The organism is Pseudomonas capeferrum (assembly GCF_000731675.1).
GTDB lineage: Bacteria > Pseudomonadota > Gammaproteobacteria > Pseudomonadales > Pseudomonadaceae > Aquipseudomonas > Aquipseudomonas capeferrum.
This window is the reverse complement of sequence record NZ_JMIT01000006.1, coordinates 1-26,501: the sequence shown is the minus strand read 5'-3', so window position 1 is coordinate 26,501 and position 26,501 is coordinate 1. Positions and strand designations below refer to the sequence as shown.

Annotated in this window: 24 protein-coding genes, 1 rRNA gene and 1 pseudogene; 8 read left to right on the top strand and 18 right to left on the bottom strand. The window is 63.0% G+C overall.

Annotated features, from left to right (window positions below):
• Nucleotides 1-42 precede the first annotated feature (42 nt).
• The 6 genes from PC358_RS25785 to PC358_RS25760 form a co-directional block, all read right to left on the bottom strand.
• Nucleotides 43-612, bottom strand: a complete 570-nt coding sequence (locus PC358_RS25785; RefSeq protein WP_033703377.1) for a DUF4136 domain-containing protein — start codon at nt 610-612, stop codon at nt 43-45.
• Between the two features lie 19 nt (nt 613-631).
• A complete protein-coding gene (locus tag PC358_RS25780) occupies nt 632-1,267 on the bottom strand; it encodes a DUF4136 domain-containing protein (protein ID WP_033703376.1) in 636 nt (211 codons plus the stop codon).
• 22 nt (nt 1,268-1,289) lie between these two features.
• A complete protein-coding gene (locus tag PC358_RS25775; protein WP_033703375.1) occupies nt 1,290-2,039 on the bottom strand; it encodes a methyltransferase in 750 nt (249 codons plus the stop codon).
• On the bottom strand, nt 2,036-2,341 hold the full coding sequence (locus PC358_RS25770) for a MazG-like family protein (RefSeq protein WP_033703374.1): 306 nt from the start codon (nt 2,339-2,341) through the stop codon (nt 2,036-2,038). The genes PC358_RS25775 and PC358_RS25770 overlap by 4 nt, the downstream gene beginning before the upstream one ends.
• An 87-nt stretch (nt 2,342-2,428) precedes the next feature.
• A complete protein-coding gene (locus PC358_RS25765) occupies nt 2,429-3,280 on the bottom strand; it encodes a MaoC family dehydratase (RefSeq protein ID WP_033703373.1) in 852 nt (283 codons plus the stop codon).
• 2 nt (nt 3,281-3,282) lie between these two features.
• Nucleotides 3,283-4,635, bottom strand: coding sequence for a 3-oxoacyl-ACP reductase (locus tag PC358_RS25760; protein ID WP_033703372.1), 1,353 nt, complete (start codon nt 4,633-4,635; stop codon nt 3,283-3,285).
• 118 nt (nt 4,636-4,753) lie between these two features.
• Here PC358_RS25760 and PC358_RS25755 point away from each other — a divergent pair, with 118 nt between their 5' ends.
• Nucleotides 4,754-6,031, top strand: coding sequence for an acetyl-CoA C-acetyltransferase (locus PC358_RS25755; RefSeq protein ID WP_033703507.1), 1,278 nt, complete (start codon nt 4,754-4,756; stop codon nt 6,029-6,031).
• Between the two features lie 71 nt (nt 6,032-6,102).
• Nucleotides 6,103-6,882, top strand: coding sequence for an AraC family transcriptional regulator (locus PC358_RS25750; RefSeq protein WP_033703371.1), 780 nt, complete (start codon nt 6,103-6,105; stop codon nt 6,880-6,882).
• A gap of 64 nt (nt 6,883-6,946) precedes the next feature.
• Here the strand turns inward: PC358_RS25750 and PC358_RS28530 are convergent, their stop codons facing one another.
• The 5 genes and pseudogenes from PC358_RS28530 to PC358_RS25730 form a co-directional block, all read right to left on the bottom strand.
• Nucleotides 6,947-7,675 (bottom strand): methyl-accepting chemotaxis protein, encoded by a 729-nt coding sequence (locus PC358_RS28530; RefSeq protein ID WP_371856447.1) that lies wholly within the window; start codon nt 7,673-7,675, stop codon nt 6,947-6,949.
• A 129-nt stretch (nt 7,676-7,804) separates the two neighbouring features.
• A pseudogene (locus PC358_RS28525) lies at nt 7,805-8,734 on the bottom strand (HAMP domain-containing protein); the annotation flags it as partial.
• 327 nt (nt 8,735-9,061) lie between these two features.
• Nucleotides 9,062-9,472, bottom strand: coding sequence for a Cu(I)-responsive transcriptional regulator (gene cueR / locus PC358_RS25740; protein ID WP_033703368.1), 411 nt, complete (start codon nt 9,470-9,472; stop codon nt 9,062-9,064).
• Nucleotides 9,469-11,868: a heavy metal translocating P-type ATPase gene (locus PC358_RS25735; protein WP_033703367.1), complete on the bottom strand. Its 2,400-nt coding sequence runs from the start codon at nt 11,866-11,868 to the stop codon at nt 9,469-9,471. The genes cueR and PC358_RS25735 overlap by 4 nt, the downstream gene beginning before the upstream one ends.
• A 52-nt stretch (nt 11,869-11,920) precedes the next feature.
• Nucleotides 11,921-12,307 (bottom strand): hypothetical protein, encoded by a 387-nt coding sequence (locus PC358_RS25730; protein ID WP_033703366.1) that lies wholly within the window; start codon nt 12,305-12,307, stop codon nt 11,921-11,923.
• Between the two features lie 141 nt (nt 12,308-12,448).
• On the opposite strand from PC358_RS25730, the gene PC358_RS25725 reads away from it, so the two are divergent.
• A complete protein-coding gene (locus PC358_RS25725; RefSeq protein WP_033703365.1) occupies nt 12,449-12,646 on the top strand; it encodes a heavy-metal-associated domain-containing protein in 198 nt (65 codons plus the stop codon).
• Between the two features lie 103 nt (nt 12,647-12,749).
• Complete coding sequence (locus tag PC358_RS25720) at nt 12,750-13,931, top strand: multidrug effflux MFS transporter (protein ID WP_033703364.1); 1,182 nt, start codon at nt 12,750-12,752, stop codon at nt 13,929-13,931.
• On the opposite strand, the gene PC358_RS25715 is transcribed toward PC358_RS25720, so the two are convergent.
• Entirely contained in the window at nt 13,882-14,079 is a 198-nt protein-coding gene (locus PC358_RS25715; protein WP_033703362.1) for a hypothetical protein, read from the bottom strand. The two genes, PC358_RS25720 and PC358_RS25715, sit on opposite strands and share 50 nt — an antisense overlap.
• Nucleotides 14,080-14,607: 528 nt before the next feature.
• On the opposite strand from PC358_RS25715, the gene PC358_RS25710 reads away from it, so the two are divergent.
• Complete coding sequence (locus PC358_RS25710; RefSeq protein WP_033703360.1) at nt 14,608-15,321, top strand: ArsR/SmtB family transcription factor; 714 nt, start codon at nt 14,608-14,610, stop codon at nt 15,319-15,321.
• Nucleotides 15,322-15,340: 19 nt separating this feature from the next.
• Here PC358_RS25710 and PC358_RS25705 read toward each other — a convergent pair whose 3' ends face one another.
• From PC358_RS25705 to PC358_RS25680, 6 genes are all read right to left on the bottom strand, one after another.
• On the bottom strand, nt 15,341-16,288 hold the full coding sequence (locus PC358_RS25705) for an adenosine deaminase (protein ID WP_033703359.1): 948 nt from the start codon (nt 16,286-16,288) through the stop codon (nt 15,341-15,343).
• A gap of 83 nt (nt 16,289-16,371) precedes the next feature.
• Nucleotides 16,372-17,727: an 8-oxoguanine deaminase gene (locus PC358_RS25700; RefSeq protein WP_033703358.1), complete on the bottom strand. Its 1,356-nt coding sequence runs from the start codon at nt 17,725-17,727 to the stop codon at nt 16,372-16,374.
• Nucleotides 17,728-17,847: 120 nt separating this feature from the next.
• Complete coding sequence (locus PC358_RS25695) at nt 17,848-18,534, bottom strand: SDR family oxidoreductase (protein WP_033703357.1); 687 nt, start codon at nt 18,532-18,534, stop codon at nt 17,848-17,850.
• A gap of 370 nt (nt 18,535-18,904) precedes the next feature.
• Nucleotides 18,905-19,489 (bottom strand): IMPACT family protein, encoded by a 585-nt coding sequence (locus PC358_RS25690; RefSeq protein ID WP_033703355.1) that lies wholly within the window; start codon nt 19,487-19,489, stop codon nt 18,905-18,907.
• Nucleotides 19,490-19,498: 9 nt separating this feature from the next.
• On the bottom strand, nt 19,499-20,161 hold the full coding sequence (locus PC358_RS25685) for a TetR/AcrR family transcriptional regulator (protein WP_033703354.1): 663 nt from the start codon (nt 20,159-20,161) through the stop codon (nt 19,499-19,501).
• A gap of 90 nt (nt 20,162-20,251) precedes the next feature.
• Nucleotides 20,252-21,169: a LysR family transcriptional regulator gene (locus tag PC358_RS25680; RefSeq protein ID WP_033703353.1), complete on the bottom strand. Its 918-nt coding sequence runs from the start codon at nt 21,167-21,169 to the stop codon at nt 20,252-20,254.
• A 118-nt stretch (nt 21,170-21,287) separates the two neighbouring features.
• Between PC358_RS25680 and aptA the strand changes: the two genes are divergently transcribed.
• The 3 genes from aptA (at nt 21,288) to PC358_RS25665 (ending at nt 26,452) form a co-directional block, all read left to right on the top strand.
• Complete coding sequence (aptA, locus tag PC358_RS25675; protein WP_033703352.1) at nt 21,288-22,634, top strand: omega-aminotransferase AptA; 1,347 nt, start codon at nt 21,288-21,290, stop codon at nt 22,632-22,634.
• Nucleotides 22,635-22,707: 73 nt separating this feature from the next.
• The gene (locus PC358_RS25670; protein WP_033703351.1) at nt 22,708-24,201 is read left to right on the top strand and encodes a CoA-acylating methylmalonate-semialdehyde dehydrogenase; all 1,494 of its coding nucleotides are present in this window, start codon (nt 22,708-22,710) and stop codon (nt 24,199-24,201) included.
• Nucleotides 24,202-24,915: 714 nt separating this feature from the next.
• Nucleotides 24,916-26,452: ribosomal RNA gene (locus PC358_RS25665) — 16S ribosomal RNA — on the top strand.
• Nucleotides 26,453-26,501 lie beyond the last annotated feature (49 nt).

Genomic DNA, 26,501 nt, shown 5'->3' with positions numbered 1-26,501 from the left:
GAGAGCGGCCCTATCGCAATGCAAGGCCGCTCCCACTAACTGCTACTTCTTGCTGCCCGGCGGGTAATTGGCCAATACCTTGGCCACGGTATTGTGAATGGCGCTATTGCGTTCTTCCGGGCTTGGCGGGTAATTGTTCATGATCTGTTCGGCACTGCCGCGCCACACCAGCTTGCCGTCACGCCCATCGAACATGTCGACCTGAATGGTGGCGACCTTGTAGTCGACACTGCGAGTTTCGTTGTACATCGGGCCGCCCCAGTAGCCGCCCCAGTAGCCACCCCACCCACCGCCATAGTTGGTGGTGATCTGTTGCTGGCGCTGCTCGACGATCAGGTACGTGCGTACGTTAAGGTCAGGCCGTGCCGTGCCCTGCACCGGGCGCAGGCCCCGCTGGTCGAGCTGGTCGGCAACGGCCTGGCGAATGCGCTGCTCGGTCAGGTCGCTCTTGATTCGAGGGTCGTCCGGGCGGTACTGCAAGCCGGGTTCTTGCCACGCCCAACTGCGATAGGCGGCAAAATCGCGGCTGGCGTCGAAATCATGCTGGACGTTATTGCTGGAGCAGGCCGCAAGTAATAGCGCAAATGACAGTAGAACGAGACGGCGCAACATGATGGTTCTCCGGTAGACGTTAACTGGGAGGATAGCCGCTGAGCGCCTTGTGCACAGAATCACGCAAGGCACTTTCGCGATCACGCGGCGAGTCCTTGTCGCTATTGCTTTCAGCACTGGCGCTCCAGACCGGCTGGCCGTTGCGCGCGTCGAACAGATCGATGCGCACCACCATCACCTCGACCTCGTAGGTGCGCACGATCGGTGCGCTGGCATAGGCACCGTAGCCATTGCGATAGCCGCCATAACCGACACCGCCATAAGGGTAGGCGCCGTAGTAGGGGTCGTAGGTGTCATAGTCGCGCACTTGGCGCAGGCGTTTTTCCAGGCGCATGTCGGCGCTGACCAGCAAATCGCCGGTGCTGCCCCACGCCGGGCGCAGGCCATGCTGGTCGAGCGCGCCGCTGATGGCATCGGCCAGTTGCGCCGGGTCGGCATTGGCCGTGCCGCTGGGCAACTGGCCGTCACGCCAGCTCCAGCTGCGATAGTGCCCATAGTCACGGGCGGGTGCCGGGTAGGCACTTGCGTCGAAAGTGGTGGCTGCCGCAGCGGGCGCGGGCGGTATCGGGCGGCCGCTGGCGACATACGGGTTGCTGCCCTGGCAGCCAGCCAGGGCGAGGGGCAGCAGGGCCAGGCACAACAGACGGTACGGCATGTATTCCTCCCGGCGGGCGGGGTCAGCGGGGGCGGCAGATCCAGTGCAGGTAGCGACCGAGCCCGGCAAAGCTTGGGTGCCTGCGGTGGGCCAGCTCCATTTCCAGAAGGTCGAGCAGTTCGGCCTTGGCCTGGAACTCCTTGGGCATATAGTCGTGGAACACCCTGACACCACTCTGGCTTTCGACCTGCCACATAGGCTCAAGTTGCGCCTTGAGCTCACGTGGATCAAGTGGTTTCTGTGGGGTCAGGCTCTGCTTTTCACCTTCCAGGCGGTTGCTGCGCAACTTGCGGAAATGGCCCTTGAGCAGGTTGCGATAGACCAGCGCGTCGCGGTTGTAGAAGGCCAGCGAAAGCCACCCGGTGGGGGCGGTCAGCTGATGCAGCACGGGCAGGATGCTTTCGGGTTCGGCCAGCCATTCGAGCACAGCGTGGCACAGCACCAGGTCGTAGGGTTCGGTGAGTTGGCCGAGCAGGTCCTGCCACGGCGCCTGGATGAAGGTGGCCGTCTGGCCCGCTTCGGCAAAGCGCGCACGGGCACCGTCGAGCATGGGCGCGGCGGGCTCGGCCAGGGTCAGCTGGTGGCCGCGCTCAGCCAGCCACAGGGCCATGTGGCCCAGGCCTGCGCCGATATCGAGAATGCGCAGCGGGCGGTCGGGCAATGTTTCGGCCAGGTCGGCTTGCAGCACGGCCAGGCGAATTGCACCTTTGGCACCGCCGTAGATCTTTTCCGCGAAGCGCGTGGCCAGTTCATCGAAGTGACGGTCGTTCATCGCGCGAAGCGCCTCTCGCTGTCGGCCAGTTTGGCCCGTACCACCTGGTCCATGTCCAGGCCCAGCTCGCTGCACAGCAGCAACAGGTAGAGGACCACATCGCCCACCTCCTGGCCGGCGTGAGCGAGTTTGTCGGCGGGCAACTGGCGGGATTGGTCTTCGCTCAGCCACTGGAAGATTTCCACCAGCTCGGCCATTTCGACGCTGGCGGCCATGGCCAGGTTCTTCGGGCTGTGGAAGCCGCGCCAGTCGTTGTTGTCGCGGATCTTGTGCAGGCGTTCGGTGAGTTCTTGCAGGTTCATCGGGGCTCTCCTAATGCCGCATAGCTTCGGCGCAGGTCCGATGCAAAGCAAGAGGATTCGGGGGCGGCTGCGCAGCCGCCACACGGCCTAGAGCTGGTCCCAACGGCCGAGCATGTGCAGCAACTCGCCATGCCCATCCAGCCGCAGTTCCCCTGCGGGCCCGGCCTCACTGGCACTGAGCACCACCTCCGATGGCAACCGCACCGGCTTCAGGAAATCCACCTCGAAGCCATAGCCACTGTTCGGCAGGTGCCCGCGCAACGCCGCAAGCGCCATGGCCTGGCTCCACATACCATGGGCAATGGCCTTGGGAAACCCGAACAGTCGCGCACTGGCGGCGCTCAGGTGGATGGGGTTGTAGTCCCCGCACACCTTGGCGTATCGGCGGCCGATATCGCTGTCTGCATACCAGCGGCTCGCCTCTGCCAGTGGGCCCGGTTCGCGTTCTGCCAGCTCACTCGCCTGGCCTTCCTGGTGCAGCCCGCGTACCAGCATGCGGCTGGTTTCGCGCCAGAGCAGGCCCAGGCCATCTTCGGCTTCGGTGATCAGGTCGAAGGTGCCGCCCTTGGCATGAGGTTGCAGGTTGTCGGCGTACACCGCAAACCGTAACCCATCGATGCCACCCAGGGGGCGCAGCACCTCGATGCGGTTATACAGATGCACCAGCCCGAGCAGTGGGAAGGGGAAGTCGTGGCCGGTCAGCAGCTGCAACTGGAGGGGGAAGGCCATGACATGTGGATAAGTGCCCGGCAAGCGGCCATCGTCGGTGAAGTGGCAGAGCCGGCGGTAGGCCGCAAGGTTGTCGGGCTGGGCCCGAATGACGCAGCGCAGGCCTGTGTCCGGCAGGCTGTCGCCGCTGATTTTGCGTTTGCTGGCCGCGCGCAGGTAGAGGCTGGCGCGTGAGTCCGGGGCGTGTAGGTCGTGCCAATGTCTGCTCATGGTCAGGCTCCCATCAGTGCCTGGCCACAGACCCGCAGGACCTGGCCATTGACCGCACCGGAACCCGGCTGGCTGAGCCAGGCGATGGCCTCGGCAACATCCTGTGGCCGCCCGCCCTGGCCCAGGGAGCTCAAGCGGCGCCCGGCCTCGCGCAGCCCCATGGGCATGGCGGCGGTCATGTGCGTTTCGATGAAGCCGGGGGCCACGGCATTGATGCTGGCACCGCGCTCGGCGAGCTTTGGCGCCCAGGCTTCGGCGAAGCCGATCAGCCCGGCCTTGCTCGCCGCGTAGTTGGCCTGCCCACGGTTACCGGCGATGCCGCTGACCGAGGCCAGCAGGGTGATGCGCGCGTTGTCACCGAGCGCGCCAGCGTCGTACAACGCCTGGGTGAGCACCTGCGGCGCCTTGAGGTTTACCGCCAGCACGGCGTCCCAGTATTCCGGGGTCATGTTGGCCAATGTCTTGTCACGGGTGATGCCTGCGTTGTGCACCACGATGTCGATACCCCCAGGCAGTGCTTCGAGCAGTTGCGCTGCTGCGTCGTTGGCGCAGATGTCCAGGCCCAGCGCCTGGCCGCCTAGCCGCGCGGCGAGGGCTTCGAGGTCTTGCCGCGCTTGCGGCACATCCAGCAGCACCACTTCAGCGCCGTCGCGCGCCAGGGTTTCGGCGATGGCCGCGCCGATACCGCGTGCCGCACCGGTCACCAGGGCGCGACGGCCGCCAAGCGGGCGGGTCCAATCCTCGACCTGGCTGGCGCAGGTTTCAAGGCGCAGGACCTGGCCAGAAATGAACGCGCTCTTGGGCGAGAGGAAAAAACGCAGTGCACCTTCCAGTTGGTCTTCGGCACCTTCAGCGAGATACAGCAGCTGCGCGGTCGCACCGTTGCGCAGCTCTTTGGCCAGCGAGCGGCTGAAACCTTCGAGTGCACGTTGCGCGACACTGGCCAGTGGGTCGTCGAGGCTCTCCGGGGTGCGGCCGAGAATCACCACGTGGGCGCAAGGCGCCAGGCTGCGCAGCAATGGCTGGAAGAATTCGCGCAACTGCTTCAATTCGTCGCTGTCGGACAGATGAGTGGCATCGAACACCACGGCCTTTAGCTTCGGCCCCAGGCCCGCCACCCAGGCCTGTGCCTGCAAGCCTTCGGCATTGAAACTGTAGAGTTCGTCGGTGAGGCGCGGGGCGATGGCCTCGACCCGGCTTGTCAGTGGCCCGCCACCGATTACCAGGGCGCCCTCCACCGGGCGCAGGCGGCCGGCCTGCCAGCGCTCCAGCGGGGCCGGGTGTGGCAGGCCAAGGGCATCCACAAGGCGGCGGCCGAGGTTGGAGTTGGCAAAGCCGAGGTAGCGATCGCTCATGAGTGGGTCTCCCTGAAGGCAAGCTTGAAAGTGTGGACCAACTTTGTGGCAAGGTCGTTCGAATGCGGTAAAAACACCTAGGCTGTACGGTTTAAATTGTTTCAGGAGGAACATGCGCATGCGTTCACCTCGCCGGGTCGCGATCCTGGGCGGCAACCGAATCCCGTTCGCCCGCTCCAATGGCGCCTACGCCACCGCCAGCAACCAGGCGATGCTGACCGTCGCCCTCGAGGGCCTGATCGAGCGCTACCGCTTGCATGGGCTTCAGCTGGGCGAAGTGGTGGCAGGCGCGGTGCTCAAGCATTCGCGTGACATGAACCTGACCCGCGAATGCGTGCTCGGTTCACGCTTGTCGCCGCGCACACCGGCCTACGACATCCAGCAGGCCTGCGGCACGGGGCTGGAGGCTGCACTGCTGGTGGCCAACAAGATTGCCCTGGGGCAGATCGACAGCGGCATTGCGGGCGGCGTGGATACCACCTCCGATGCGCCCATTGCCGTCAACGAAGGGTTGCGCCACATCCTGCTGGAGGCCAACCGCGGCAAAAGCCTGGCTGAACGGCTCAAACCTTTTCTCAAATTGCGCCCTGGCCACCTGAAACCTGAGTTACCCCGCAATGGCGAGCCGCGCACAGGCCTGTCGATGGGCGAGCATTGCGAGCGAATGGCACAGGCCTGGCGGATTGAGCGCAGTGCACAGGACGAACTGACCTTGCTCAGCCATCAACGGTTGGCAGCTTCTTATGCCGAAGGTTGGCAGGATGACCTGCTCACGCCATTTCTGGCGTTGGGCCGTGACAACAACCTGCGCCCGGACCTGACCCTGGAACAACTGGCCAAGCTCAGGCCAGCCTTCGACCGCAGCGGCCTGGGCACGCTGACGGCAGGCAATTCCACGCCGTTGACCGACGGTGCTTCGCTGGTGCTGCTGGGCAGCGAAGCATGGGCGCAGGAACAGGGGCTCTCGGTGCTGGCCTATCTGGTGGACGGCGAAACCGCTGCGGTGGATTTCGTCAACGGCCGCGAAGGCCTGTTGATGGCGCCGGTGTATGCGGTGCCGCGCTTGTTGGCGCGCAATGGCCTGACCCTGCAAGACTTTGACTACTACGAAATCCACGAAGCGTTCGCTGCCCAGGTGTTGTGTACGCTCAAGGCCTGGGAGGACGCAGACTATTGCCGTGAGCGGCTGGGGCTGGACGCAGCGCTTGGCGCGATCGATCGCAGCAAGCTCAACGTCAAGGGCAGTTCGTTGGCGGCGGGGCATCCGTTCGCGGCGACGGGTGGGCGGGTGCTGGCCAACCTGGCCAAGCTGCTGGCGACGGCGGGCAAGGGGCGCGGGTTGATCTCGATCTGTGCGGCGGGCGGGCAGGGGGTGACGGTTATCGTAGAGCGGTGATCTTGCGGGATGGCGCCACAGTCATCCCCCCAGCTGTTAGGCTTGTCCGATCAGAACTACAAGAAACCGCCATGCCGATCATCGGACACCCACGGCCCATCCCCGCATTAGACCATCTGCCCAGGCCGCTGTATGCCCGCGCCGAAAGCCTCGGTGCCGGCTCCTGGACCACCCGCCATCAGCACGATTGGGTGCAGTTCTCCTACGCCATCAGCGGCGTGCTGGGTGTATACACCCGCGAAGGCAGCTATTTCGCGCCCCCCCAGTGGGGCGTGTGGGTGCCTGCCGATGCCGAACACGAGGTGGTGACATCGATGCAGGCCGAAATGCGCAGCCTGTACGTTCGCCGCGATGCCTGCCCGTGGGCACCGGAGCACTGCCGGGTGCTGGAGGTGACGCCGTTGGCGCGGGAGCTGATCAAGCAGTTCTGCCTGCTCCCGGCAGACTACCCGGAAGGTGACAGCGCTGAGGCGCGATTGGTCGCGGTGCTGCTCGACCAGTTGCGCACGTTGCCAGAGGTGGGCTTCTCGTTGCCGCTGCCACGCCATCCAGGGTTGCTGGCGCTGTGCAATGGCCTGATCGCCGCGCCAGACCAGCCACAGACCCTGCAGCAATGGGCGCAGCAATTGGCATGTTCGGAAAAGACGCTGATGCGGCTGTTTCAGCGGGAGACCGGGTTGAGTTTTCGCAATTGGCGGCAGCGTATGCGGCTGTTGTCATCGCTGGCGTTGCTGGAGGCGGGGGATAACGTGACGGAGGCGGCGTTGGGCTGCGGTTATGACTCGACCTCGGCTTACATCGCAGCGTTCAAGCAATTGTTCGGGGCGACGCCGGGGGAGCTGAAGTTTTAACCTCCAGCGCCCTGTACCGGCCTAGGTGAACCCCAGAGGCCGGTAACAGAGGCCGGTTGGCCGATCAGGTGCGGAAGCGTCGCACCAGTGCATCCAGTTCGTTGGACAGCCCTGCCAGGCTTTGTGAGTCCTGCCGCGCAGCCTGGGCAAGTTCGGCCACCAATTGCGCATCGCCGTGGATCTGGCTGATGTGCCGGTTGATGTCCTCGGCTACCTGGTGCTGCTCTTCGGCGGCCGTGGCGATCTGCGTGTTCATGTCGCGAATCACATCCACCGACTCACGGATCTGGCCAAAGCTGTCGCGGGCCAGGCCAATGCGGCTGACCGACTGCTGCGACACTTCCAGGCTGGCGTGCATCTGCTCGGCGACTTCGGCAGTGCGGCTGGCCAGGTTGCCCAGCAGGCCGTCGATCTCGGCGGTGGAGTCGGCAGTACGCTTGGCCAGCGCCCGCACTTCGTCGGCAACCACGGCGAAGCCGCGGCCCTGTTCACCGGCGCGGGCGGCCTCGATCGCGGCGTTGAGCGCCAGCAGGTTGGTTTGCTCGGCAATCGAGCGGATGGTGCCGAGGATCGACTGGATGGCGTTGCTGTCGCGCTCCAGCTGCTGGATCGACTGGGCCGACTGCTCGATTTCCTGGCTCAGGCGATCGACGCTGTGCACCGCCGCATCGATTTGCTGCTGGCCCTCACGGGCCTGCTGCTGGCCGCTGTCGGCTGACTGCGCCGCCTGGCTGCAGGAGCGGGCGACTTCGTTGGCGGTGGCGACCATTTCGTGGAAAGCGGTGGAAACCATGTCCACGGCTTCACGCTGGCGCCCGGCAGCCTCGGCCATGTCGTTGGACACCTGGGTCGAGCTGGTGGAGGTGCTGAGGATCTTGCTGGCTGCAGCACCGATGTGCTGGATCAGGCTGCGAATCGCGCCGAGGAACTGGTTGAACCAGTTGGCAAGCTGGGCGGTTTCGTCACGGCCGCGCACTTCCAGGTTGCGGGTCAGGTCGCCTTCGCCCTGGGCAATGTCTTCCAGGCCGCTGGTAACGCTGTTGATCGGGCGCACGATCAGCTTGGCGAAGGCCGCACCCACCACGGCGAACAGTGCTGCCAGCACCAGGGCGATGGTGCCGATCAGCCAAGTCAGGCGGGTGGTGGTCTGCATCACCTCGCTCTGCTCGATCAGGCCGATGAAGGTCCAGCCCAGTTGTTCGTCGGGGTAGATGTTGGCCATGTAGCGCACGCCGTTCAGCTCGACCTCGACCAGGCCTTTACCTGCCTTGGCCAGGGCGGCATAGCCGTCGCCGAAGCTGCCCAGTTGCTTGAAGTTGTGGCTGGCATCGCGCGGGTCGACCATCACGTTGCCGTTGTTTTCCACCAGCATCAGGTAGCCGCTTTCGCCCAGCTTGATCTGCTGGACGATCTGCGTCAGGCCCTTGAGCGAAACGTCGATGTTGACCACGCCGCCCGGGTTGCCAAGCTGGTTGGCCACGGCGCGCACGGTGCTCACCAGCACGGCGTCGTCGGCAGCCCAGTAGTAGGCGCCGGTACGCAGGGTCTTGCCTGGGTTGGCCATGGCCAGCTGGTACCAGGGGCGAGGGCGCGGGTCGTAGTTGACGAACTTCTGCCCCGCCGGCCAGCCGACATAGCCGCCGTCACTCACACCGTAGGAAAGGTAGGCGTAACCCGGGTGCGAATCGGCCAGGCGGGTGAAGAATTCGAGCACTTGCTTGTCCTGATCGCCCAGTTCATATGACGGGTTGGCGCTCATGAACTTGTTCAGGTTGTTGCCTGTGGCCGCGATCATCGGTTGCGAGGCCAGGTATTCGACGTTCTGGTTGATGCCCTGGAAGAAGATGTTCATCGCGTTGCTGACCTGGCGAATTTCCCGGCTGCTGCTGTCGAGGAATCCATCGCGGGCTTCGCCGCGCAGGTTGAGGACCACCAAGGTGGCCACGAGAACGATGGGCAAGCCGGCGATGACCGCGAATGCCCAGGTCAGTTTCTGTTTGATGCTCATCGACGCTCCCGGAATTTTTATATTGTCGACACACGAGGCAGGTAGTTACTGCATCGGCAGCGCCCGGGATTAGATGAAGGCAAATGCCCGTATTTATTAGGGAATGTCGCAGCAGGCGATGATTCGGTCGTGTTTAGGCGAATATGGCATACCAAAGCCTCGCCGCGCGGCTCAGCGGCAACATTCGCTCACCTTGCCGTTGGCCAGATCCTTGAGGATCGGACAGTCCGGCCGCTCATCCCCCTGGCAGTGGGAAACCAGATCGCCGAGGGTATCGCGCAGGCTCACCAGCTCTTCGATGCGCCGGTTCAGCTCGTCGATATGCTGCATGGCCAGCGCCTTGACGTCGGCACTGGCGCGCTGGCGGTCTTGCCAGAGCGTCAGCAATTTGCCGACCTCTTCCAGGGAAAACCCCAGATCGCGCGAGCGCTTGATGAACGCCAGGCTGTGCAGGTCTTCTGGCTGGTACAGGCGGTAGCCGCTGTCGCTGCGGGTGGCCGGTTTGAGCAGGCCGATGGACTCGTAATAGCGGATCATCTTGGTGCTGAGCCCGCTGCGGCGGGCTGCCTGGCCGATGTTCATGGAGCCTCCTGGGCGCTGCTGGTGGGTTTCCAGGTCTTCAGCCATAGCGCATTGCTGACCACACTGACGCTGGACAGGGCCATGGCGGCGCCGGCCAGCACCGGGTTGAGGTAACCCAGCGCGGCCAAGGGGATACCGACCAGGTTGTAGATGAACGCCCAGAACAGGTTCTGGCGGATCTTCGCGTAGGTCTTGCGGCTGATCTCCAGGGCGGCCGGTACCAGGCGGGGGTCACCGCGCATCAGGGTGATGCCGGCGGCCTGCATGGCCACATCTGTGCCACCGCCCATGGCGATGCCGATGTCGGCCGCGGCAAGGGCCGGGGCATCGTTGATGCCGTCGCCTACCATCGCCACCACGCCGTCCTGTTTGAGCGCCGTCACCGTGGCGGCCTTGTCGGCTGGCAGCACTTCGGCGTGCACGTCGTCGATGCCGAGGGCGTCGGCAACCACCTTGGCGCTGCCGCGGTTGTCGCCGGTCAGCAGGTGGCTGCTGATGTGTTGTGCGTGCAGGGTATCGATAGCCTGCGCAGCACCCGGCTTGAGGCTGTCGCCGAAGGCGAACAGGCCCAGCACCCGGGGTTGTGCGCCGCGCTCGACAAGCCACGACAGTGTACGGCCTTCGGCTTCCCAGGCGTGGGCCTTGGCGGCCAGGCCACCGGGTTGCAACATGCTTTCATCAAGCAGGCGGCGATTGCCCAGGGCCAGATCACGGCCTTCCACTTGCCCGGCGATACCCCGCCCGGTCAGCGACTGGCTGTCGACCACCGCAGGCACCTCCAACTGCTGTTCGGCGCACGCATCCAGCACGGCCTTGGCCAACGGGTGCTCACTGCCGCGCTGAAGGGCGCCGGCCAAGCGGTGCAGCTCGGCGGTGCTGCCGACCAGCGCCTGGCTGTGGACCACCCGGGGGCTGCCGGAGGTGAGGGTACCGGTCTTGTCGAAGACCACCCGGTTGACCGCATGGGCACGCTCCAGGGCCTCGGCGTCCTTGATCAGGATGCCGTGGCGGGCGGCCACGCCGGTGCCGGCCATGATCGCCGCCGGCGTGGCCAGGCCGAGCGCACAGGGGCAGGCGATCACCAGCACGGCGACCGCATTGATCAGCGCGGTTTCCAGCGGGGCGCCGGCCAGCCACCAGCCAACCAGGGTGACCAGCGCGATCACCAGCACGGCCGGGACAAAGACCTGGCTGACCCGGTCCACCAGCTTCTGAATGGGCGCCTTGGCCGCCTGGGCATCTTCGACCAGGCGGATGATGCGGGCCAGCACGGTTTCGGTACCCAGTGCCTGGGTGCGCACCAGCAGCCGACCTTCGCCATTGATGGCGCCACCGGTAACGGGGTCGCCAGGTTGTTTGGGCACCGGCAGGCTCTCGCCGCTGATCAGGGCCTCGTCGGCGTGGCTGCTGCCTTCCTCGACTTGGCCATCGACCGGGAACCGTTCACCGGGTTTGACCGCTACCAGGTCACCGAGCCGCAACTGGGCGATCGCCACATCTTCCTCACGGCCATCTATCACGCGCACCGCGCGTTCGGGGCGCAGGGCTTCAAGGGCGCGGATGGCGCTGGCGGTCTGGCGCTTGGCGCGGCTTTCGAGGTATTTGCCCAGCAAGACCAGGGCAATGACCACGGCCGAGGCTTCGAAGTACAGGTGTGGCGCCATGCCGGCCGGGGCTTGTGCCCATTGGTACAGGCTCAGGCCGTAGCCGGCACTGGTGCCCAGGGCCACCAGCAGGTCCATGTTGCCGGCACCGGCACGCACGGCCTTCCAGGCCGCCACATAGAAGCGCGCACCGAGAATGAACTGCACGGGCGTTGCCAGCACAAACTGCGCCCAGGCGGGCAGCATCCAGTGCAGGCCGAAGGGCTGCACCAGCATCGGCAACACCAGCGGCAGGGCCAGCAGCAGGGCAGCAGCGACGGCCAGGCGTTCGTTGCGCAGGCGGCGCTGGGCATCGCCCTGCTCATTCTTGCCCGCATGCGGCAGGCTGGCGCTATAGCCGGCCTTTTCCACGGTGTTGATCAAAAGGCTGTCGTCGAGGGCCGCGAGCACCTCGAGGTGCGCGCGTTCGCTGGCCAGGTTGACGCTGACCTGCTCGACCCCGGGCAGTTTGCCGAGCGCGCGTTCGACACGGCCGACGCAGCTGGCGCAGGTCATGCCGCCGATCTGCAGCTCGACGGTGCGGGTGGGGACGCCGTAGCCGGCTTCACGCACGGCGTCGAGCAAGGCCGGCAGGCTGCTGGCCGGAGCCTGGACCCGGGCCTGTTCGGTGGCAAGGTTGACGCTGACCTGTTCAGCGCCGTCGACCTTTCGCAGGGCGCGCTCGACCCGGCCGGCACAGCTGGCGCAGGTCATGCCGGAAATCGGCAGGTCGAACGTGGTGGATGCGGGCATGGCTGTCCTCCTTGGATTGGCCTCCAGCATCAACCTTGCCACGTAGGCAAGGTCAATAGCCGAGGCCGGCGCGCTTCAATTCCAGCCCATTGTGGCCCATGGCAATCCGGTAATTGTTGATCTGGCCCGCCTGCAGGTTCAAACGCGTGCTGCGCTGGTCTTCGATACCCGCAGCGCAACCGGGCGCTTGCCCTGGCAGTAGGCGCAGGCGCACATCCACTGGGCCGGGTGGCAGGTTGAAGGAGGTGGACTGCTCCTGGAACACGCGCCCGGAAAGCTGGTCGTTGAGGTAGACGCCAATTTCGCAACTGGTGGCCACTTCCAGGCGCTCCCGGGAGATGATCAATACGCTGTAGTCCGAGTTGCCCTCGGCGCTGGCCGGTGGCACCGCAGCCAGCGCGCTCAAAAGCCCGACGACGCCCAATGCTGCCCTGAACATGAAAAATCTCCTGCTTGCCTGATCGTCAAAGGCGCAGCTTGGCCGACGTGAGCGCGGATTTCCAGCCCAGGCGCTTGCAAGGGCTTGACCTTGACCCGATGGCAAGCTTGAAACTGCGTCAAAACCTGAAGGAGGTAACCCATGCAAGTGTTCAATGTACAAGGCATGACCTGTGGCCATTGTGTCAAAGCGGTGACCCGGGCAGTGCAGGCGCAAGATGCCGCGGCTCAGGTCGAGGTCGACCTGGCGGGCAAGCAGGTGCGGGTGCAGAGTGCGATGGCGGTGGAGCAGATCCTCACGGCGATCCGTGACGAGGGTTATCAAGCCGAAGTGGCCTGATGCCCAGGGGCGCTTGGTGCCCCTTTTGTTGCAAATGTTTTCATGCTGATGGAGCCCTTAGCAGGTAGACTTACGCACTTGCTTAGCCTGCTATGGATTCCTGATGAACCTGCGAATGGTGCTGATCCTGGGCGCATTGAGTGCGTTCGGGCCTTTGGCGATCGACTTTTACCTGCCCGCCTTCCCGGCCATGGCGCAGGCTTTCGCCACCGATGAAAAACACGTCCAGACCACCTTGGCCGCCTACTTCCTTGGCCTGTCCATCGGCCAGTTGGCGTATGGCCCGGTGGCCGACCGCTTCGGGCGGCGCAAGCCTCTGCTGTTTGGCGTGACACTGTTTACCCTGGCCTCGCTGGCGTGCGCCTATGCCCCCAACCTCGATACCCTGGTGTTGGCGCGGTTCGTCCAGGCGCTGGGCGGCTGCGCCGGGATGGTGCTGTCGCGGGCGATCGTCAGTGACAAGTGCGACCCGGTGGCGTCGGCCAAAGTGTTTTCGCAACTGATGCTGGTGATGGGCCTGGCGCCGATCCTCGCGCCGATGCTGGGCGGGGTGTTGGTGAACCTGGCGGGCTGGCAGTCGATCTTCCTGGTGCTGAGCCTGTTCAGTGCCGCCTGCCTGCTGGCGGTCAGCCTGGGCCTGCCGGAGAGCCTGCCGGCGGACATGCCGCGCCAACCGCTGTCGGGGGCGTTGCGCCAGTACCTGCGCCTGCTCAATGACCGGGTGTTCCTCGGCCATGCCTTGACCGGTGGTATTGCCATTGCCGGTATGTTTGCCTACATCGCCGGCTCGCCTTTCGTCTTCATCAAGCTGTATGGCGTGCCTGCCGAGCATTACGGCTGGTTGTTCGGCACCAATGCGGCGGGTTTTATCCTCGTGGCGCAGGTCAATGCACGCTTGCTGGCCAAGCGTGGCCCGGCTTTCTTGCTGGTGCGCGCAGTGTGGATGTACCTGGCCGCAGGTTTGCTGTTGCTTGGCGTTGCCGCGCTGCGGCCGAGCCAATTGTGGCCGCTGCTGGTGCCGTTGTTCGTGTGCATCGCAAGCCTGGGCTGCATCATCCCCAATGCCTCGGCCTGCGCCATGAGTGGGCAGGGCGCACGGGCAGGCAGCGCCTCGGCATTGATGGGCTGCCTGCAGTTCAGCGTCGCCGCGGGCGCAGCGGCATTGGTCGGGTTGTTGCACGATGGCAGTGCGGTGCCGATGACACTGGTGATCAGCCTGTGCGGGGCACTGGTGGTCAGTGTCGCGCTGCTGACCCGGCGCTTGCAGGCCAGGCGGCCTGCGTAAGCGGGTGGGGCGCCTGCAGGCGGGTTTCCAAGGTGGCGACGAAGGCACGTGCTTCGGCCTCGCTGCGGAAACTGACCACGTGTTGGTCGAGCTGAACCTGCCAGGGGCAGATCGGGTTGCGGCTCGACGCACTGACGACAATTTTCATCGCGGCATACCTCCAATGGGGTTGAGAGCGGATGAAGTGTAGCGCTGTGCCCTGTGCATGCCATGACCGGTATCTGCGTTCTGACTGACGGTCAGTGGCGCTGTTATTTCCCACATTACTTCATGCTGCCCGGGTGTAATGCCTGGAAGCATGTAGAAGCTTCGCTTTTGTTTGCGCTATTTATGGTAGCCCGCTGTCGGTCGCATCCGAATGTACTCCGGGCGATTATTCCTCATGCGCTGTCTGTGCCCCGCAAAGTTCTGGGGCATTGTTCATCTGCGCGGTTTCGGCGCGTTCCACGAACCTGCACATCATCTCGCATGGGTAGGCATACCCAATGGACTTCAGACAGGCGGGCCGCATCCGCTGGCTGCCTGAGTGGGGTTTTCTGCGGCTTATACTGGCCCCCAGAGCCAGTGTCAGCGAGAGGGGTTTCCCTGTCGGTGCTGGCAATTATCAGGCAGGCGATCCGCGTTGCCAGGGTTGGCCATTGCATCCACATGTGAACGTGCAGGGAGTTACAGGGATATGAACGCAGTCAGCAGTATCAGCCAGATCGCCAGCCTGATGGCCGACCCCAAGCGCAGTGCCATGCTCTGGGCGTTGATCGACGGCACGCCGCGCCTGGCGAACGAACTCGCGATGATGACCGGGTTGACGTCATCCTCCGCTTGCGCCCACCTTTCGTTGCTGTCTTCGGCCGGTTTGCTCAGGCACGAAGCGCGCGGGCGTAAACGCTACTTCCGCTTGGCGACCCCGCAGGTGGGGGCTGCGGTGGAGGCATTGGCCAGCGTGCAGTTGTGCAGCGCCAAAGCGCACCCGCCCGAGGCGACTGCCACGCAACTGCCCATGTCGCTACGCAGGGCGCGGCGTTGCGGGGACCATCTGGGTGGGGAGCTTGCCGGCGAGTTGTACCACCGCCTGGTGGCGGCCGGCTGGCTGGAGGGCACCGACCGTCAACTGGTGGTCAGTGAGCGAGGGCGGGCCGAGCTGGCGCTGGTGGGCGTTTACATCGACGCCCTGGCGCCACACCAGCAACGGGGTTGCGTGATCTGCCGCTGCACCGACTGGAACAACCAGGGCCCTCACCTGGGGGGCGTGCTCGGGCAGGCCCTGTTCAGGCTGTTTCTTCAGTCTGGCTGGATGCGCGAGTCCGAGGATACGCGGGCATTGCATATCTCGGCGCTGGGCATCCAGCACATCAATCGCATTGCCCGCGTCACGACGTTGCAGGTCGGCTGACCGCAACGCCACCCGCCAATCAGACCAGCCGCGCGTCCAGGCTGTTTTGCGCCAGGCGGCGGGCCTGGTCTTCGGTCATGCCCAGGTGGGTGTGCAGGGCATGGAAGTTTTCGGTGACGTAGCCGCCGAAGTAGGCTGGGTCGTCCGAGTTGACCGTGACCTTCACCCCGCGTTCGAGCATGTCCAGGATGTTGTGCTGGCGCATGTGGTCGAACACGCAGAGCTTGGTGTTCGACAGGGGGCAGACGGTCAGGGGGATCTGCTCGTCGATGATGCGTTGCATCAGGCGCTCGTCTTCGATGGCGCGCACGCCATGGTCGATGCGTTTGATCTTCAACAGGTCCAGGGCTTCCCAGATGTATTCGGGCGGGCCTTCTTCACCGGCGTGGGCAACGGCGACGAAGCCTTCGCTGCGGGCGCGGTCGAACACACGCTGGAACTTGCTAGGCGGGTGGCCCATTTCAGAGCTGTCCAGGCCTACGGCGATGAACGCATCGCGGAAGGGCAGGGCCTGGTCGAGTGTCTTGTGCGCTTCTTCTTCGCTGAGGTGGCGCAGGAAGCTCAAGAGCAGGCCACTGCTGATGCCCAATTGTTCACGGCCATCCTTGAGCGCCTGGTTGATGCCGTTGAGCACCACTTCAAAAGGGATGCCGCGGTCGGTATGGGTTTGCGGGTCGAAGAACGGTTCGGTGTGGATGACGTTCTGCGCCTTGCAGCGTTGCAGGTAGGCCCAGGTCAGGTCGTAGAAGTCCTGCTCGGTACGCAATACATCCGCGCCCTGGTAATAAAGGTCGAGGAATTCCTGCAGGTTGTTGAAGGCATAGGCGCCACGCAGTGCCTCTACATCGGCCCAGGGCAGGGCGATCTTGTTGCGCTCGGCCAGGGCAAACAGCAGCTCGGGCTCCAGCGAGCCTTCCAGGTGCAGGTGCAGTTCGGCCTTGGGCAGGGCGTTCAACCAGTCATACATAGGTGGTTATCTCGATCAGGTACGGTTGTCGCCATTCTACAGGGCCTGGCCAGGCAATGCGCCCGGCCAGGCCCTGTGTTGGCTCAACCGGCGATCAGTTGCGCGGCGGCCTGGCGGTGGTTGGCGATCAGGCCCTGGATATCCAGGCCTTCGATCTGGCCGTCGACCACCCGCCACTGGCCACCGACCATGACCCGGTCGGCCCGGTCGGCTCCGCACAGCAGCAGCGCCGACAGCGGGTCATGGCTGCCCGAGAAGCGCAGCTCGTCGAGTTTGAACATCGCCAGGTCGGCTTGCTTGCCAACGGCCAGCTCACCAATGTCCTGGCGCCCGAGCAGGCGTGCCGAACCCCGTGTCGCCCAACCCAGGGCACGCTCCGGGGTGATCTGCTCGGCGCCATAGCGCAGGCGCTGCAGGTACAGGGCCTGACGGGCTTCGAGGATCATGTTGGAGGCATCGTTGGAGGCCGACCCGTCGACGCCCAGGCCCAGCGGGGCGCCGGCGGCTTCAAGGTCCACGGTCGGGCAGATGCCCGAGGCCAGGCGCATGTTCGAGCTCGGGCAGTGGCAGATGCCGGTGCCGGCCGCGCCCAGGCGGGCGATTTCGTCGGCATTGAAGTGAATGCCGTGAGCCAGCCAGGTGCGTGGGCCGAGCCAGCCGACGCTGTCCAGGTAGTCCACTGTGCGCAGGCCGAAGCGTTGCAGGCAGAAGTCTTCCTCATCGAGGGTTTCCGCCAGGTGGGTGTGCAGGCGCACGTCCAGTTCTTCGGCGAGCGTGGCACTGGCCCGCATGATTTCAGGCGTGACCGAGAAGGGCGAGCAGGGCGCCAGGGCAATCTGGATCTGCGCACCGTCACCGCGTTCATGGTAGCTGTGGATAAGCCGCTGGCTGTCGGCCAGAATCACCTCGCCCTGTTGCACCGTTTGCTGCGGGGGCAGGCCGCCGTCGTCTTCGCCCAGGCTCATCGAGCCGCGGGTCAGCATCGCGCGCATGCCCAGCTGGCGCACCACGTCGACTTGCACGTCGATGGCATTGTCCAGGCCTTGGGGGAACAGGTAATGGTGATCGGCGGCGGTCGTGCAACCCGACAGCAGCAGTTCGGCCAGTGCTACCTGGCTGGCCAGCGCCAGTTTCGCGGGGGTCAGGCGTGCCCACACCGGGTACAGCGTCTTCAACCAAGGGAACAGCGGCTGGTTGACCACAGGTGCCCAGGCCCGGGTGAGGGTCTGGTAGAAGTGGTGGTGGGTGTTGATCAGGCCCGGGGTGACCACATGCTCGCGGGCATCGAACACTTGGTCGCAGGGTTGGCTGGGGCTTTCGCCGAGGGCCAGAAGCTGTGTGATACGGCCGTCTTCGATGACCAGCCCGCCACGGGCGTCGGTGTCGTTGGCGGTGAAGATGGCAAGCGGGGATTTCAACCAGATGCGGGTCGCAGGCATGGTGCCGGCTCCTCTGAAAGTGGGTTCAGGTTAGCCAGCTCAGTGTTGCCCTGTCTGCTGATCCAGGTCCGCCGCGGGGGCGAGGCATCGAGTCTACTGCCTCGCCACGCAGCTTTCAATTCACCAGGTCAGGGGCTCACCTTTGTAGTTGATGAAGCGCAGGCCGCCCTTGCCGCTTTGCGCCTTGATCTGCTCGAGCATGCCGCGGGTGCTGGTGAGTACGTCGATCTCGGCGTTCTCGCCGCCCATGTCGGTCTTCACCCAGCCAGGGTGCATGGCCAGTACGCAAAGGCCGGGGCGCTGCTGTTCGACAACGAAGCTGTTGATCATCGAGTTCAGCGCCGCCTTGCTGGCTTTGTACAGGCAGACTTCACCGCCGTCCGGCACGGTCACGCTGCCCAGGATCGAGCTCATGAAGGCCAGCACGCCGCTGCCCTCGCGAACCTGGCCGACCAGGCGCCGGGCGACGCGGATGGGCGCCACTGCGTTGGTCATGAACAGGTCGCCGATGTCCTGGTTGCGGACGGTTTCCAGGTCTTGTGGCAGCGGGCCCATGACGCCGGCGTTGACGAACAGCAGGTCGAACACTTCGCCTTGCAGGCGTTGCTTCAGCCCGTCGAGCTGCGCGGTATCATTCATCTCCAGCTGCTCGATGCGCACACCGGGGACACTGGCCAAGGCGCCGGCCTTTTGCGGGTCGCGCACCGTGGCGATGACGTTCCAGCCGTCCTCTTGCAGGCGTTGCACCAAGCCCAGGCCAAGCCCACGGGAGGCGCCGATGATGAGTGCGGTTTTTGCGGTGGCCATGTGGACGCGCTCCTTGATCGATTGCAAAAGAAAGGTATTGAGGATACTGCAGACTGGCAGTTGCCGCCTTGCCCGCCTTTGGTTAATTAATGATCAGTTGCGCCAGGCCTTGTGTGGCTGGGCGTTTGGCCTATTGGCTAACGGGTTATCCACAGGCTGTTCCACAGTTATTGTGTGCAAGCTACACGGGTTGCCGGGGCTGCCTTGTGAATCGGGTTTGGGGATAACTCTCAGGGTTTCAGTCATTTGCAGCTGTCATCAAATAGTGATCAAAATATGATCAAAGCTCTGCAGGCCTTGAAAAACCTAGCCTGCAAGAGAGTGCCCCAAGCTTATCCACAGGCAGGCCCACAGTTCATGTGCGTAATGTTCAGCGTGCTTCGAGCAGTATGCGCCCACGGCTCAGGTCGGCCAGCTGCTGTTGCAGCGCGGCCAGCTGGGCTTCACCCACCGCAATGTGCAGGTCTACACCATTGGCGGTGAACTGTTCATCCAGCACCAGGCCGTCAGCCTCTGCCAGGCGCAGTTTCAGCAACGCCAGCTCGCTGAAGCTGCAACTGCAGGTGAATTCGCTGCGTTGCACCAACAACCGCTTGGGAGCCTGTTGCAGGCATTTGTTGGCGCCGCCGCCATAGGCCCTGGCCAGGCCTCCGGTGCCCAGCTGGATGCCGCCGTACCAGCGGATCACCAGCACCACCACCTGATCGCAGTCTTGCGCTTCGATAGCCGCCAGGATCGGGCGACCGGCGGTGCCACCCGGCTCGCCATCGTCATTGCTGCGATACTGGCCGCCCAGCTTCCAGGCCCAGCAGTTGTGGGTAGCGGCCAGGTCGCTGTGGCGTTCGATGAAGCTCATCGCCTCGGCAGCACTGGTAATCGGGCCGGCGAGGGTGATGAAACGGCTTTTGCGGATTTCTTCACGAAACTCGCAGAGGTCGAGCAGGGTAGAAGGCATAAATGGCTGTCAGGCACTCGGCTTGATGCCGCACCCCTTGAGAATGATGTGGATAAGGTTGTTGCTGGCGTCTTCCATGTCTTGCTTGGTCAGGCGGCTGCGGCCGGTGACCTGGCAGATCTGCGTGGCGAAGTCGGCGTAGTGCTGGGTGCTGCCCCAGAGCAGGAAGATCAGGTGCACCGGGTCGACCGGGTCCATCTTGCCCGCTTCGATCCAGGCCTGGAACACCGCTGCCCGGCCGCGGAACCACTCGCGGTAGTCGGCGCTGAAGTACTCGTTCAGGCAACTGCCGCCGCTGATCACTTCCATGGCGAAGATCCGCGAGGCCTGCGGGTTGCGCCGCGAAAACTCCATCTTGGTGCGGATGTAATGGCTCAGCGCTTGGCCCGGGTCGTCCTCGACGCTCAAGGCGTTGAAGGTGCTGTCCCACAACTCGATGATGTTGCTCAGCACGGCAATGTACAGGCCCAGCTTGTTGGTGAAGTAATAATGCAGGTTGGCCTTGGGCAAACCGGCCTTCAGGGCAATGGTGTTCATGCTGGTGCCCTTGAAGCCATGGCGGGCGAATTCGTCTTCGGCGGCCTGGATGATGGCCTGTTCGTTCTTCTGGCGGATGCGGCCGGCGGGCTTGCCCGAGGCGGAGAGGCGATGCGCTGGGACTTCAAGGGTCATGGACGATTCCGTACGGGTCAGTGGCAGCGGCTGTCGGACAAGATTACCTGCCTACGCCGAAGTGACAAGCGTTTGCGTCAGAGACTGGCATCAGCGTGTCGCAGCCAGGCTATCCAGGAAGCTCTCCAGCACCAGGTTCGGCCGCCGCCCTTTGCGTGTCACCCAACTCAGGCTCAGGTCATAGAAGCGCTGGCGGGGCTTGAGGGCCCGCAGCCGGCCTTGCTGCACCCAGAAGCTGGCGTAGTGGTCTGGCAGGTAGCCGATGTAGCGCCCGGTGAGGATGAGAAACGCCATGCCTTCGCGGTCCGACGCGCTGGCCGTGCAGTGCAGCGCCTGGTAGTGAGCCTGGACATCGGCTGGCAGGCGGAAGGTTGGGGTGATGGCCTCCTGGCTGTTGAGCCTGTCGTCGTCTATCTGGTGATCGTCGGCATAGAACAGCGGGTGGCCGACCGCGCAATACAGCAGCGAGCGCTCGCTATACAGCGGTTGGTATTCAAGGCCTGACAGGGCGATGGTCTGTGGCACCACGCCAACATGCAGACTGCCGTCGAGCACGCCGTGCTCGACCTGGCTGGGGGCGATCATGCGGATGTTGATGCGCACGTCAGGGCCGCGGTCCTTGAGCTCGGCAAGCGCATGGGTGATGCGCATATGCGGCAGGGTCACCAGGTTATCGGTCAGGCCGATGTTCAGCTCGCCGCGCAGGTGCTGGTGCAGCCCGTTGACCTCGGTACGGAAGCTCTCCAGGGCACTGAGCAACTGCAAGGCCGAATGGTAGACCTCGCGGCCTTCCTCGGTCAGCGAAAAACCGGCACGGCCGCGCTGGCACAGGCGCAGGCCCAGGCGCTGCTCCAGGTCGTTCATTTGCTGGCTGATGGCCGAGCGGCCGATCCCGAGTACGTTCTCGGCTGCCGAGAAGCCGCCGCACTCGACGACGCTGCGGTAGATCTTCAACAGGCGAATGTCAAAATCGCTGACTTGAGCGAGTGGGTCGGGGCGTCGGCTCATTAGTTTAGTGTTGCCCTATCTGAAGATTAGAAATGCAGGCTTTTTCAGACTTTATCGCCGTGCCAATTTAGCTGCAACAACATCCATCGTTGCCTAATCGTCTTCCGAGGAACCGCCGATGAACATGCCCGAAACCGCCCCCACCGGTATCGCCAGCCAGCTCAAGCTGGATGCGCACTGGATGCCCTACACCGCCAACCGCAATTTCCATCGCGACCCACGCCTGATCGTGGCGGCGCAAGGCAACTACCTTGTAGATGACAAGGGGCGCAAGATTTTCGACGCCTTGTCTGGCTTGTGGACCTGCGGTGCCGGGCATACCCGCAAGGAAATCACCGAGGCGGTAACCCGTCAGCTTGGCACCCTGGATTACTCCCCAGCTTTCCAGTTCGGCCACCCGCTGTCGTTCCAGCTGGCTGAAAAGATCACCGAGCTGACTCCGGGTGATCTGAACCACGTCTTCTATACCAACTCCGGTTCCGAGTGCGCCGATACAGCGTTGAAGATGGTGCGTGCCTACTGGCGCCTGAAAGGTCAGGCGAGCAAGACCAAGATCATCGGCCGTGCCCGCGGCTACCACGGCGTGAACATCGCCGGTACCAGCCTGGGTGGCGTGAACGGCAACCGCAAGATGTTCGGCCAGCTGCTGGACGTCGACCATTTGCCGCACACCGTGCTGCCGGTAAACGCCTTCTCCAAGGGCATGCCGGAAGAGGGTGGCATCGCCCTGGCCGACGAGATGCTCAAACTGATCGAGCTGCACGATGCCTCGAACATCGCGGCGGTGATTGTCGAGCCGCTGGCGGGGTCGGCAGGTGTTCTGCCGCCACCGAAGGGCTACCTCAAGCGCCTGCGCGAGATCTGCACCCAGCACAACATCCTGCTGATCTTCGACGAAGTGATCACCGGTTTCGGCCGCATGGGCGCGATGACCGGTGCTGAAGCTTTCGGCGTAACGCCAGACCTGATGTGCATCGCCAAGCAGGTGACCAACGGCGCCATCCCGATGGGTGCGGTAATTGCCAGCACCGAGATCTATCAGACCTTCATGAACCAGCCCACCCCGGAATACGCGGTGGAGTTCCCCCACGGCTATACCTACTCGGCCCACCCTGTAGCCTGCGCCGCCGGCCTCGCCGCGCTGGACCTGCTGCAGAAGGAAAGCCTGGTGCAGGCCGCTGCCGAACTGTCGCCGCACTTCGAGAAGCTGCTGCACGGTCTCAAAGGCACGAAGAACGTCGTCGACATCCGCAACTACGGCCTGGCCGGCGCGATCCAGATCGCTGCCCGCGATGGCGATGCGATCGTGCGCCCTTATGAAGTGGCGATGAAGCTGTGGAAGGCGGGCTTCTATGTTCGCTTTGGTGGCGACACCCTGCAGTTCGGCCCAACCTTCAACACCCAGCCGCAGGAACTGGACCGCCTGTTCGACGCAGTGGGCGAGACCCTGAACCTGATCGATTGATCTTCGCGAAAATGTCGACAGGCGCGTGAGGTGATCACGCGCTTGTAACACCCCTCTTTATCTGGAGTTATGCATGAGCATTGTTCAGCACCTGATCAACGGCGAGCTGGTTACCAAGGGTGAGCGCACCGCCGATGTCTTCAATCCGTCGACCGGTCAGGCCGTGCGCAAGGTCGAACTGGCCAGCCGTGCGACCGTGCAGGAGGCCATCGACTCGGCCAAAGCGGCGTTCCCGGCCTGGCGCAACACACCGCCGGCCAAACGTGCCCAGGTGATGTTCCGTTTCAAGCAACTGCTGGAGCAGAACGAAGCACGCATCTCGCAGATGATCAGCGAAGAGCACGGCAAGACTGTGGAAGACGCTGCGGGCGAGCTGAAGCGCGGTATCGAGAACGTCGAGTTTGCATGTGCGGCGCCGGAAGTGCTCAAAGGCGAGTACAGCCGCAACGTGGGCCCGAACATTGACGCCTGGTCCGACTTCCAGCCGCTGGGTGTGGTTGCCGGTATCACGCCGTTCAACTTCCCGGCCATGGTTCCGCTGTGGATGTACCCGCTGGCCATTGCCTGCGGTAACGCGTTCATCCTCAAGCCTTCCGAGCGTGACCCGAGTTCGACCCTGTTCATCGCGCAACTGCTGCTGGAGGCTGGCCTGCCGAAGGGCATCCTCAACGTGGTGCACGGTGACAAGGAAGCGGTGGATGCACTGATCGAGGCCCCAGAGGTAAAAGCCCTGAGCTTCGTAGGTTCGACGCCAATTGCCGAGTACATCTATGCCGAAGGCACCAAGCGCGGCAAACGCGTCCAGGCGCTGGGTGGTGCGAAGAACCACGCCGTGCTGATGCCTGATGCTGACCTGGACAACGCCGTCAGCGCCCTGATGGGGGCTGCCTACGGTTCGTGCGGTGAGCGTTGCATGGCTATTTCCGTGGCGGTGTGCGTGGGTGACCAGGTTGCAGATGCCCTGATCGCCAAGCTGGAGCCCCAGATCAAAGCCTTGAAGATCGGTGCGGGTACGTCTTGTGGCCTGGACATGGGCCCGCTGGTAACGGCTGCTGCCCGTGACAAGGTGGTTGGCTATATCGACGACGGTGTGGCTGCTGGCGCCAAGCTGGTGGTAGACGGCCGTGGCTTCCGTGTGGCGGGTAATGAGGATGGTTACTTCGTGGGTGGCACCTTGTTCGACAAGGTGACCCCGGAGATGCGCATTTATAAAGAAGAGATCTTCGGCCCTGTGCTGTGCGTGGTGCGGGTGAACAGCCTGGAGCAGGCCATGCAACTGATCAACGATCACGAGTATGGCAACGGCACTTGCATCTTCACCCGTGATGGTGAGGCGGCGCGCCTGTTCTGTGACGAGATCGAAGTGGGCATGGTTGGTGTGAACGTGCCGCTGCCGGTACCGGTGGCTTATCACAGCTTTGGTGGCTGGAAGCGTTCGCTGTTTGGTGACCTGCATGCTTATGGGCCGGATGGTGTGCGCTTCTATACCCGCCGCAAGGCGATCACCCAGCGCTGGCCGCAGCGGGCTAGCCATGAGGCGTCGCAGTTTGCGTTCCCTAGCCTTTAAGGCGTGACGTGAAGCGGGGAGGCCGGAAGGCCTCCCCGTTTTCTATATCGAGACAGGCACCAAGGCGCCGCGCGCCTATCCCTCAGGAATAACTGGCCCGAAACAAATGTAGGAGCGGCCTTGCGTCGCGCGGGCGGCGCTCGATCTCATAGGCGCCGAAAGGGTAATGGCGGGCACCTGTCAGCCTTGATGCGGCCCTTTTCCCTTTATATGTCACTTTCTTGAAATTAAGGGTTGACGCGATTTCGAATCCCCTTATAATGCGCCCCACTTCCAGCGTAGTCGGAACGAAAAACTCCTTGAGATTCAATGAGTTAAATAGTCAAGACGAAGTTTGAAGGGCTTCGATCGAAAGATCGTCAGCGGTTAAGATGGTGGTTGACAGCGCTTCTAAACGCTGTATGATTCGCCTCCCGCTACGAGAGATCGCGGCGAGTCAAGTGTTTGAAGCTAAACGAGTTTCTCGCAAAAAACTTCAAAATAAACGCTTGACAGCAAATGAGGAAAGCGTAAAATGCGCGCCTCGGTTGAGACGAAAGGCTCTTAACCAACCGCTCTTTAACAAATTGAATCAAGCAATTCGTGTGGGTGCTTGTGAGTATGGACTGATAGTCACAAAGATTATCAGCATCACAAGTGACCATGCGAGAAATCACATAGTCATTTGAGATTGCTGAGCCAAGTTTAGGGTTTCTTAAAAACCCAAGCAGTATTGAACTGAAGAGTTTGATCATGGCTCAGATTGAACGCTGGCGGCAGGCCTAACACATGCAAGTCGAGCGGATGAGAAGAGCTTGCTCTTCGATTCAGCGGCGGACGGGTGAGTAATGCCTAGGAATCTGCCTGATAGTGGGGGACAACGTTTCGAAAGGAACGCTAATACCGCATACGTCCTACGGGAGAAAGCAGGGGACCTTCGGGCCTTGCGCTATCAGATGAGCCTAGGTCGGATTAGCTAGTTGGTGGGGTAATGGCTCACCAAGGCGACGATCCGTAACTGGTCTGAGAGGATGATCAGTCACACTGGAACTGAGACACGGTCCAGACTCCTACGGGAGGCAGCAGTGGGGAATATTGGACAATGGGCGAAAGCCTGATCCAGCCATGCCGCGTGTGTGAAGAAGGTCTTCGGATTGTAAAGCACTTTAAGTTGGGAGGAAGGGCAGTAAGCGAATACCTTGCTGTTTTGACGTTACCGACAGAATAAGCACCGGCTAACTCTGTGCCAGCAGCCGCGGTAATACAGAGGGTGCAAGCGTTAATCGGAATTACTGGGCGTAAAGCGCGCGTAGGTGGTTTGTTAAGTTGAATGTGAAAGCCCCGGGCTCAACCTGGGAACTGCATCCAAAACTGGCAAGCTAGAGTACGGTAGAGGGTGGTGGAATTTCCTGTGTAGCGGTGAAATGCGTAGATATAGGAAGGAACACCAGTGGCGAAGGCGACCACCTGGACTGATACTGACACTGAGGTGCGAAAGCGTGGGGAGCAAACAGGATTAGATACCCTGGTAGTCCACGCCGTAAACGATGTCAACTAGCCGTTGGAATCCTTGAGATTTTAGTGGCGCAGCTAACGCATTAAGTTGACCGCCTGGGGAGTACGGCCGCAAGGTTAAAACTCAAATGAATTGACGGGGGCCCGCACAAGCGGTGGAGCATGTGGTTTAATTCGAAGCAACGCGAAGAACCTTACCAGGCCTTGACATGCAGAGAACTTTCCAGAGATGGATTGGTGCCTTCGGGAACTCTGACACAGGTGCTGCATGGCTGTCGTCAGCTCGTGTCGTGAGATGTTGGGTTAAGTCCCGTAACGAGCGCAACCCTTGTCCTTAGTTACCAGCACGTTATGGTGGGCACTCTAAGGAGACTGCCGGTGACAAACCGGAGGAAGGTGGGGATGACGTCAAGTCATCATGGCCCTTACGGCCTGGGCTACACACGTGCTACAATGGTCGGTACAGAGGGTTGCCAAGCCGCGAGGTGGAGCTAATCTCACAAAACCGATCGTAGTCCGGATCGCAGTCTGCAACTCGACTGCGTGAAGTCGGAATCGCTAGTAATCGCGAATCAGAATGTCGCGGTGAATACGTTCCCGGGCCTTGTACACACCGCCCGTCACACCATGGGAGTGGGTTGCACCAGAAGTAGCTAGTCTAACCTTCGGGAGGACGGTTACCACGGTGTGATTCATGACTGGGGTGAAGTCGTAACAAGGTAGCCGTAGGGGAACCTGCGGCTGGATCACCTCCTTAATCGACGACATCAGCCTGCTGATGAGCTCCCACACGAATTGCTTGATTC

Excerpts from the sequence above, each read along its gene's own strand:
- PC358_RS25785 (WP_033703377.1), bottom strand. The coding sequence starts at position 612 with ATGTTGCGCCGTCTCGTTCTACTGTCATTTGCGCTATTACTTGCGGCC.
- PC358_RS25780 (WP_033703376.1), bottom strand. The coding sequence starts at position 1,267 with ATGCCGTACCGTCTGTTGTGCCTGGCCCTGCTGCCCCTCGCCCTGGCT.
- PC358_RS25775 (WP_033703375.1), bottom strand. The coding sequence starts at position 2,039 with ATGAACGACCGTCACTTCGATGAACTGGCCACGCGCTTCGCGGAAAAG.
- PC358_RS25770 (WP_033703374.1), bottom strand. The coding sequence starts at position 2,341 with ATGAACCTGCAAGAACTCACCGAACGCCTGCACAAGATCCGCGACAAC.
- PC358_RS25765 (WP_033703373.1), bottom strand. The coding sequence starts at position 3,280 with ATGAGCAGACATTGGCACGACCTACACGCCCCGGACTCACGCGCCAGC.
- PC358_RS25760 (WP_033703372.1), bottom strand. The coding sequence starts at position 4,635 with ATGAGCGATCGCTACCTCGGCTTTGCCAACTCCAACCTCGGCCGCCGC.
- PC358_RS25755 (WP_033703507.1), top strand. The coding sequence starts at position 4,754 with ATGCGTTCACCTCGCCGGGTCGCGATCCTGGGCGGCAACCGAATCCCG.
- PC358_RS25750 (WP_033703371.1), top strand. The coding sequence starts at position 6,103 with ATGCCGATCATCGGACACCCACGGCCCATCCCCGCATTAGACCATCTG.
- PC358_RS28530 (WP_371856447.1), bottom strand. The coding sequence starts at position 7,675 with ATGGTTTCCACCGCTTTCCACGAAATGGTCGCCACCGCCAACGAAGTC.
- cueR (WP_033703368.1), bottom strand. The coding sequence starts at position 9,472 with ATGAACATCGGCCAGGCAGCCCGCCGCAGCGGGCTCAGCACCAAGATG.
- PC358_RS25735 (WP_033703367.1), bottom strand. The coding sequence starts at position 11,868 with ATGCCCGCATCCACCACGTTCGACCTGCCGATTTCCGGCATGACCTGC.
- PC358_RS25730 (WP_033703366.1), bottom strand. The coding sequence starts at position 12,307 with ATGTTCAGGGCAGCATTGGGCGTCGTCGGGCTTTTGAGCGCGCTGGCT.
- PC358_RS25725 (WP_033703365.1), top strand. The coding sequence starts at position 12,449 with ATGCAAGTGTTCAATGTACAAGGCATGACCTGTGGCCATTGTGTCAAA.
- PC358_RS25720 (WP_033703364.1), top strand. The coding sequence starts at position 12,750 with ATGAACCTGCGAATGGTGCTGATCCTGGGCGCATTGAGTGCGTTCGGG.
- PC358_RS25715 (WP_033703362.1), bottom strand. The coding sequence starts at position 14,079 with ATGAAAATTGTCGTCAGTGCGTCGAGCCGCAACCCGATCTGCCCCTGG.
- PC358_RS25710 (WP_033703360.1), top strand. The coding sequence starts at position 14,608 with ATGAACGCAGTCAGCAGTATCAGCCAGATCGCCAGCCTGATGGCCGAC.
- PC358_RS25705 (WP_033703359.1), bottom strand. The coding sequence starts at position 16,288 with ATGTATGACTGGTTGAACGCCCTGCCCAAGGCCGAACTGCACCTGCAC.
- PC358_RS25700 (WP_033703358.1), bottom strand. The coding sequence starts at position 17,727 with ATGCCTGCGACCCGCATCTGGTTGAAATCCCCGCTTGCCATCTTCACC.
- PC358_RS25695 (WP_033703357.1), bottom strand. The coding sequence starts at position 18,534 with ATGGCCACCGCAAAAACCGCACTCATCATCGGCGCCTCCCGTGGGCTT.
- PC358_RS25690 (WP_033703355.1), bottom strand. The coding sequence starts at position 19,489 with ATGCCTTCTACCCTGCTCGACCTCTGCGAGTTTCGTGAAGAAATCCGC.
- PC358_RS25685 (WP_033703354.1), bottom strand. The coding sequence starts at position 20,161 with ATGACCCTTGAAGTCCCAGCGCATCGCCTCTCCGCCTCGGGCAAGCCC.
- PC358_RS25680 (WP_033703353.1), bottom strand. The coding sequence starts at position 21,169 with ATGAGCCGACGCCCCGACCCACTCGCTCAAGTCAGCGATTTTGACATT.
- aptA (WP_033703352.1), top strand. The coding sequence starts at position 21,288 with ATGAACATGCCCGAAACCGCCCCCACCGGTATCGCCAGCCAGCTCAAG.
- PC358_RS25670 (WP_033703351.1), top strand. The coding sequence starts at position 22,708 with ATGAGCATTGTTCAGCACCTGATCAACGGCGAGCTGGTTACCAAGGGT.